6 protein-coding genes, 1 tRNA gene and 2 rRNA genes (2 of these 9 running past the window's edge) are annotated in these 7,500 nt (G+C 53.2%); all 9 read right to left on the bottom strand.

Annotated features, from left to right (window positions below):
* On the bottom strand, positions 1–793 hold the 5' portion of the coding sequence (trpB, locus tag ORG26_RS11755) for a tryptophan synthase subunit beta (protein ID WP_266361940.1). It extends 410 nt beyond the left edge of the window; the window shows 793 of its 1,203 coding nt (coding positions 1–793); it begins with the start codon at positions 791–793; its stop codon lies off the left edge, out of view.
* A 102-nt stretch (positions 794–895) separates the two neighbouring features.
* Positions 896–1,540 (bottom strand): phosphoribosylanthranilate isomerase, encoded by a 645-nt coding sequence (locus ORG26_RS11750; RefSeq protein WP_266361938.1) that lies wholly within the window; start codon positions 1,538–1,540, stop codon positions 896–898.
* Positions 1,512–2,360 (bottom strand): indole-3-glycerol phosphate synthase TrpC, encoded by an 849-nt coding sequence (trpC, locus tag ORG26_RS11745; RefSeq protein WP_266361936.1) that lies wholly within the window; start codon positions 2,358–2,360, stop codon positions 1,512–1,514. The genes ORG26_RS11750 and trpC overlap by 29 nt, the downstream gene beginning before the upstream one ends.
* Before the next feature lie 65 nt (positions 2,361–2,425).
* On the bottom strand, positions 2,426–3,415 hold the full coding sequence (gene trpD / locus ORG26_RS11740; RefSeq protein ID WP_266361934.1) for an anthranilate phosphoribosyltransferase: 990 nt from the start codon (positions 3,413–3,415) through the stop codon (positions 2,426–2,428).
* Positions 3,416–3,417: 2 nt separating this feature from the next.
* Positions 3,418–3,984 (bottom strand): anthranilate synthase component II, encoded by a 567-nt coding sequence (locus tag ORG26_RS11735; RefSeq protein ID WP_266361932.1) that lies wholly within the window; start codon positions 3,982–3,984, stop codon positions 3,418–3,420.
* A 3-nt stretch (positions 3,985–3,987) separates the two neighbouring features.
* On the bottom strand, positions 3,988–5,430 hold the full coding sequence (locus ORG26_RS11730; protein WP_266361930.1) for an anthranilate synthase component I family protein: 1,443 nt from the start codon (positions 5,428–5,430) through the stop codon (positions 3,988–3,990).
* Positions 5,431–5,583: 153 nt separating this feature from the next.
* Positions 5,584–5,657: transfer RNA gene (locus ORG26_RS11725), tRNA-Pro, on the bottom strand.
* A gap of 91 nt (positions 5,658–5,748) precedes the next feature.
* A 5S ribosomal RNA gene (gene rrf / locus ORG26_RS11720) occupies positions 5,749–5,860 on the bottom strand.
* Between the two features lie 153 nt (positions 5,861–6,013).
* Positions 6,014–7,500 (bottom strand): 23S ribosomal RNA (locus ORG26_RS11715); it runs 1,409 nt beyond the window's last position.

Below are 7,500 nucleotides of genomic sequence, written 5' to 3'. Positions count from 1 at the left end.
CGGCTACCAGCGTTACGGACGGTTCGTCCAGAAAATGATAGAAGGCCCCGGCGGCGTTGCTTCCTCCGCCCACGCAGGCAATGACATAATCGGGCGTTTCGCGGCCCGTTTTGGTCAGCAGCTGCTTCCGGGTTTCCGCAGAAATAACCGACTGAAACCGGGCAACCATATCCGGATACGGATGGGGACCGACTACGGAGCCAATGATATAATGGGTATCGACCGGGTTATTGATCCAGTGCCGCATAGCCTCGTTGGTGGCGTCCTTCAGCGTTTTGCTGCCGCTGGTGGCAGGCACGACCGTTGCCCCGAGCATTCGCATGCGGTCGACATTGGGCTTCTGGCGCTCCATGTCGATCTCGCCCATGTACACAATGCACTCCAGGCCCATGAGCGCACACACGGTCGCTGTCGCCACTCCGTGCTGACCCGCCCCGGTTTCGGCCACAATCCGTTGTTTGCCCAAACGCCGGGCCACCAGAATCTGTCCGATGGTGTTGTTGATCTTGTGCGCCCCAGTATGACACAGGTCTTCCCGTTTCAGGTAGATCGTGGTGTTGTAAGCCTCCGACAGGCGCCGGGCCAGAAACAGGGGAGTCGGGCGACCGACATAATCTTCCAGCAGGGCGTTAAACTCCTCCTGAAAGCCTGATTCATAAATAATCTTCAGGTAATTATCCCGCAATTCCTCTACGTTCGGATAGAGCATTTCAGGAATAAATGCGCCACCGAAGTACCCGTAATAGCCGTCTTCGCTTACCTGATAGGGTGATTGTACTGTTGTTGTTTCCATCTCTACACGGAACCTGAACGTTCGGTTACTGATTTTAAGGCCGACAACATTCCGAAGCAACCGGATGGGTGCCTGGACTGCGGTTTGTCTGTAACAAAATTTTCAGGCAATTACTTCCTCGTCTATGGGCTTAATTTTGCGGATGATCGTCCGAATGACTTCCAGATCTTTGACGCCCGGCTCAACCTCAACTTTACTGTTCAGGTCAACCCCGTAAAGCTTGAGACCTTTCAGGGTTTCCAGCTCATCAATATTGTCCAGTCCGATGCCTCCACTAATGAAGAACGGCTTCTCGTTATCGTACCGATTCAGAATGGTCCAGTCGAACGTTACACCGTTACCGCCAAAGCTTTCTCCTTTTGCATCGAAAAGAAAAAAGTCGCAGAACGGCTTATAGTTGTTGACCATGCTGAAGTTGAACGAAGCATCGACCGAAAACGCTTTGATGATGCTTACGCCCCGGTTGCGCAGGTTGCGACAAACGTCGGGCGTCTCGTTTCCGTGCAGCTGGGCATATTGCAGATCGTACTTTTTCATCATCCGCAGAATGTAATCCGGACTGGCATTAACAAAAACACCTACCTTTTTGACCGAGCGGGGAAATGACTTCAGTTGCTCGGCGTCCAGTCCTTCGCCTACATACCGCGGCGACTTGTCATAAAAAATGAACCCCATAAAATCGGGTGAAACGGCCAGCAACTCCTGAATGTTGTCGGCATCACGCATTCCGCATACTTTCACTTTCATGATAGACGGTGTTTAGAGATGGGAAATTCGATGGAAAGGACAATTCGTTTACGAACGTCTGCAATGCCTCTGCCGGTGAAGCCGCCTTCATGAACGTCTCGCCAATTAGGAAGCCCTGGTACCCTGCCTGCCGCAGAAGGTGAATGGATTCTGCTTTCTGCAACCCACTTTCGGACACTTTCACGTAGTTTGCCGGAATCTGGCCCGCAAGCCGCAGCGAAGTGTCGATATCGGTGACGAATGTTTTCAGATTCCGGTTATTGACTCCGACGAGGTCTACGCCCGGCTGGATGTGAACGAGTTCGGTTTCGTCGTGAATCTCCAGCAGCACCTCCAGACCCAGTTCGTGCGCAAACTGGCTGAACTCACCAACCTGCGCCGGACTCAGGCAGGAGGCAATCAGCAGAATGAAATCGGCGCCGAGGGCTCTGGCTTCGGTTATCTGGTACGGGTCGACGATGAAGTCTTTGCGGATGATCGGCGTTTGTGAATTGGCGGCACGGGCTTCCAGCAGATCGGCGGGTGTACCCCCAAAGAAAGGCTCATCCGTCAGTACGGACAAACAGGCAGCACCCGACCGCACGTAACCCGTGGTAGTTTCCGCTACCGAAACCGAGTCATTGATGATTCCTTTGGAAGGAGACTTACGCTTGAATTCGGCGATGATTCCGGTTGAGGTAGGACTGGTAAGCGCCTGGCGGGCAGACAACGGCTGGCGACTGAACAACGGCTGCTGTTCAAGTTCCTGTACTGACGTGGCGGATTTGCGCCGGGCTACTTCGTCTTGCTTACTTGCAATAATCGTTTCGAGTATGTTCATTCCGTCTTATATACAGTAACTAAGATGACCCTGTTATGGTTTTACCCATATTCGGGATCGCGCTATCAGGCCGCCAGGAGTTCGGTAAAACACGCCAGGGCGCGTTTGCCTTCCAGTGATTCCGTTGCCATTCCAACCGCATCTTCAATCGTCCGCGCTTTTTCGGCTGCATACAAAGCCATAGCGGCATTTGCCACGACCGCCTGTTTCTGGGCCGATGTTGCTTCGTCTTTTAGAACGTTCATGAAAATACGGGCAGAATCCTCCACCGACTGACCGCCGGCGAGCTCTTCGGCTGCGAGCTGGCGCAAGCCGATTTGTTGCGGCGTCAGAACGTTTTCCGCGTGAGCCGTTATTATTTTGAAGGCACCGGTCAGCGACACTTCATCATAGCCATCCAGAGCGTGCAGAATCATAAACCGCTTGGGGGTTTGCTGATAAAGATACGCATATAATCTGGCTAATTCAAGACTGTAGACCCCTACAAGCTGTTTTTTAGGGAACGCAGGATTCACCATGGGGCCGATCACATTGAAAAACGTTTTTACCCCCAGTTCTTTCCGAATCGGGGCGACATTCTTCATCGCCGGGTGAAACAGCGGTGCGTGGAGGAAGCATATTCCGGCTTTATCCACCATGCGACGCAACTTATCCACATTGTTGGTAAACTGGTAGCCGAGGTGCTCCATGACCGTAGACGAACCACACAGGGACGACACCCCGTGGTTGCCGTGCTTGGCTACCTGCTGTCCGGCACCGGCAACGACAAAAGCCGACAAGGTGGAAATATTGAAGGTGTCCTTGCCGTCGCCGCCGGTTCCGCAGAGGTCCATGACGTCGAAGTCCGTGAGGTCGACCGGCACACAAAGCTCCAGCATGGCGTCCCGGAAACCTTCCAGTTCCTGCACGGTGAGGCTCCGCATCATATACACGGTCAGAAAAGCCGCAATCTGCGAGGTGTTGTACTGCCCGGTGCTGATGTTGATCAAAACCTGTTTGGCTTCGTCTTTCGTCAGCGTCTTATACTCGAAGAGGTGGTTCAGGATATTTTTCATCGTTACTCGGCGAGCCAGTTGATTAGCATTTGTTTTCCAAAATCAGTCAGAACGGATTCCGGGTGAAACTGCAGTCCCCGGACGTCGTACACCTTATGAGCAAGTCCCATCACCCGGCCTTTTTCATCGACTGCGGTGATGTCCACATCATCGGGCATGGTTTCCGGCACGACCGTCCAGGAGTGATAGCGGCCTACGTTTACTTCGGCCGGCACATTCCGGAAAAGCTTCTCATCGGGCCTGATCACCGAAATTCGGTGCGCAACGCCGTGGTAGACATCATCCATGTTTTCCAGCGTAGCCCCAAATACCTCCCCAATACCCTGATGGCCGAGGCATATCCCGAGTATGCTTTTGGAAGGCGCGTAGGTCCGGATGACGTCCTGCATGATTCCGGCTTCCGAGGGAATGCCGGGGCCCGGCGACAAAAGAATCTTGTCGTATTTCCCCACTTCCTCCAGGGAGATTTTGTCGTTTCGGAAGACATCAACCTCACAACCGAGTTCGCGCAGCAGGTAAACCAGGTTATACGTGAAGGAATCGTAATTGTCAATTACCAGAACTTTCATGACTTAAATCGTTTCTGCCTGTTTAATCGCCGCCCGCAGCGCCATTAGTTTATTATTAACCTCCTGCAACTCACTCTCCGGATTAGATTTGGCGACAACCCCCGCGCCGGCCTGGTAGAACAGGGAGTTGTTGCGACTCAGGAATGTCCGGATCATAATGGCCTGATTGAAATCGCCGTTGAAGTCCATAAAGCCAATGCAGCCCGCGTAAAAGCCCCGGCTGGTTGGTTCGTACTTATCGATGAGCTTCATCGCCATGTGTTTTGGCGCTCCCGACAGCGTGCCCGCCGGAAATGTTTCCCCCACAATCTGAAGCGGCTCAACTTCCCCGTTCATTTCACCCACCACCTTTGAGACGAGGTGAATGACGTGCGAGTAATACTGAATCTCCTTGAAGGTTTCAACTTTCACCACGTTGCAGTTACGGCTGAGGTCGTTGCGGGCCAGATCCACCAGCATGACGTGTTCTGCCGTTTCCTTGGGGTCATTGTACAGTTTCTGTGCAAGTTCAGCGTCGGCGGCGTCATCTCCTGTCCGGCGGAAAGTACCCGCGATGGGGTAGATGGTTGCCTTACGGTTTTTGATAACAATCTGCGATTCTGGCGAGGAGCCAAACAGTTTGTAATTGCCGTAATCGAAATAGAAAAGATAAGGCGAAGGATTCAACGACCGAAGGGCACGGTAAACATTGAATTCGTCTCCCTGAAACGGTGTCGAGAAACGGCGTGAAAGGACAATCTGAAAAACATCGCCCCGGTGACAGTGATTGATTCCCTGACGAACCATGTCGAGGTACTCGGTATCCGTAACGTTCGACGATTCCTGACCCGTGGTCCGGAAAGTGTAGGTCGGGTAATTTCTGTTTTTGATTAGCGATTCGATGTAATCGAGCGTATCTGCTTCCGGCTCCTGGTCTTCCTGCAAGTAAGCATGTTCAAAGATATAAAGCTCGTCCTTGAAGTGATTGATCGCAATAACGTACCGGAAAGCCTGATAGACCATCATCGGCACTTCATTTTCCGACTGCTTAGTCTGTAGTGTTATGTCTTCAAAGAACTGAACGGCGCTGTAGGTGATATGTCCGAAGAGGCCGTTACTGATGAAGGGAAATTCCTGTGAATCGTTCTTGAACAATTCCCGAAACGCCTGGATACTGCTTTGCAGCTTTTGCCTTTCGTCGATAGGAATGACGGCCGATACACCGTTCGGCAAGGTGGTGGTGGCCTGTATGCCATCGAACTCAAACCGCGCGACGGGGTCGAAACAGATGTACGAAAAGCTGTTATCGTTTCCGTGATAATCAGAGCTTTCCAGCAAAATACTGTTCACAAAGCGGTCGCGTAACCGGAGATAGATGCTAACGGGCGTAAGCGTATCAGCCAGCAAGCGGCGATAACGGCTTTTGACGGTAAAGGTCGTCTTGTGTAGAGGTTCGGTTGTTGTCATAGGAATAAAAAAAAGCCTACTGTGGCTGACAGTAGGCTTTGGTTGTGCTGTTTATATATAAGCAGAAAGCAGTGACTGATCAGCCTTTATAAGGTTGAACGCCACCACCAAGCGATATTTACAAAAGAAATCTGCATATCTGCTAAATAAGGGTCGGGGTGGCGGGATTCGAACCCACGGCCTCTACGTCCCGAACGTAGCGCGCTACCAGGCTGCGCTACACCCCGATTGTTTTGCAAAGGTAAGAACTCTCCGCAAAACAAGAAATTAGATTTTAAAAAAAGGCACCTTACGTTAATAAGGTGCCTTATAATTCAGCGGTGGCGGCTACCTACTCTCCCGGATGCGACTCCAGTACCATCGGCGTGGCGGGGCTTAACGGCTCTGTTCGGAATGGAAAGAGGTGGACCCCCGCACCATGGCCACCATCCCTGCTCTTCCCCCACGCTTACCCGGCACTCGCGTCCCGGCGGTGGGTTAAGGGAATGGCTCCCCTGATGTCTATGGCGTTTCTTGCCGCACTGGAAACTACAACCGCTACCTTGTGAGTCTGTCGACTGCACTTCTTGGCCTGTAAAGGAATGGAGCCACGCGTTCGGGCCATTAGTACGACTCGGCTCTAGCGCTCTCACGCCCTGCACCTGTCGCCTATCCACGTCCTGGTCTCGGACGACCCTTCATGGAAGTCTCATCTTCGGGCCTGCTTCGCACTTAGATGCTTTCAGCGCTTATCAGTTCCCCACGTAGCTACCCGGCCGTGCCGCGGGCACGACAACCGGTCCACCAGCGGTGGGTCCATCCCGGTCCTCTCGTACTAAGGACAGCCCCCGTCAGACTTCCCACGCCCACCACAGATAGGGACCGAACTGTCTCACGACGTTCTGAACCCAGCTCGCGTGCCACTTTAATCGGCGAACAGCCGAACCCTTGGGACCTTCTCCAGCCCCAGGATGTGACGAGCCGACATCGAGGTGCCAAACCTCCCCGTCGATGTGAGCTCTTGGGGGAGATCAGCCTGTTATCCCCGGCGTACCTTTTATCCTTTGAGCGATAGCCCACCCATGCGGAACTACCGGATCACTATACCCTGCTTTCGCACCTGATCGGCCTGTTCGCCTCACAGTCAAGCCCGCTTCTGCTATTGCACTCCCCAGCTGGTTACCAACCAGCCTGAGCGGACCTTTGGAAGCCTCCGTTACCTTTTCGGAGGCGACCACCCCAGTCAAACTACCCACCAACCACTGTCCCCTTAACCTAAGGGTTAGACTCCAGCACAGACAAGGGTGGTATTTCAACGTTGGCTCCACGATGCCTGGCGACACCGCTTCACTGCCTCCCACCTATCCTACACATCCCTGCCCCGAAGTCCATGATAAGCTATAGTAAAGGTGCACGGGGTCTTTCCGTCCCGTGGCGGGTAAGCGGCATCTTCACCGCTACTACAATTTCACCGAGCTCATGGTTGAGACAGTGCCCAGATCGTTACACCATTCGTGCAGGTCGGAACTTACCCGACAAGGAATTTCGCTACCTTAGGACCGTTATAGTTACGGCCGCCGTTTACTGGGGCTTCAGTTCAATGCTTCCCTTGCGGTAACATCCCCCCTTAACCTTCCAGCACCGGGCAGGTGTCAGACCTTATACCGAATCTCTCGATTTCGCAAAGTCCTGTGTTTTTGGTAAACAGTCGCCTGGGCCTCTTCTCTGCAACCTCCCATCACTGGGTAGGCCCCCCTTCTCCCGAAGTTACAGGGTCATCTTGCCGAGTTCCTTAACCATGACTCACTCGTGCACCTGAGGCTCTTCGCCTCGACTACCTGTGTCGGTTTGCGGTACGGTTACCGGAAAGATTAACGATAGCGGCTTTTCTTGGAAGCCCATCCCCGGCGCTATCCCGCAGCCCCGAAGGGCCCTGGGTACTTTCAACTTCCACCTGACTCTACGTACTTCACTATAGAACCAATAGCTTCCGCCTTCAACGGCCTATTCCCGCAGGCCGCGGCCAGTTCTGTACTCCGTCCCCGCTTCTCTCTTCCCGGCAGTACGGGATTATTAACCCGTTGCTCCTCA

This window comes from Tellurirhabdus rosea (genome assembly GCF_026278345.1).
Taxonomy (GTDB): domain Bacteria; phylum Bacteroidota; class Bacteroidia; order Cytophagales; family Spirosomataceae; genus Tellurirhabdus; species Tellurirhabdus rosea.
The sequence above is the reverse complement of the archived record's forward strand: the minus strand, read 5'-3'. Positions and strand labels throughout refer to the sequence as shown.